Below are 275 nucleotides of genomic sequence, written 5' to 3'. Positions count from 1 at the left end.
GTGATTCTTCAACCAATTTTTGATGACGCCTTTGGATTGAACAATCTCTCTCATTTAAATGGATTACATTTCCATATTGATCTCCGAACACCTGAATTTCGATATGATGTGGTTGTTCAAGATATTTTTCAATATAAACTCCAGGATCGCCGAATGCAGCTTCTGCTTCAGTCGATGCCATAACAAAATTTTTTTCCAACTCATCTTCATCTCTTACAATGCGCATCCCTTTACCACCACCACCAGCTACTGCTTTAATAATTATTGGAAAACCT

The 275-nt window shown here is 37.1% G+C and carries 1 protein-coding gene; it reads right to left on the bottom strand.

All coding sequences use genetic code 11. The annotated features are described in order from the left end of the window. Positions 1-275, bottom strand: a 275-nt coding sequence (locus N2712_08065) for a carbamoyl phosphate synthase (GenBank protein MCX8029932.1), incomplete at both ends; no start/stop codon positions are given.

The sequence above is a fragment of the Brevinematales bacterium genome (genome assembly GCA_026415355.1).
In the GTDB taxonomy this organism is placed as follows: domain Bacteria; phylum Spirochaetota; class Brevinematia; order DTOW01; family DTOW01; genus SKYB106.
Note: the sequence above shows the minus strand (reverse complement) of the source record. Positions and strands in the feature narration are given on the sequence as shown.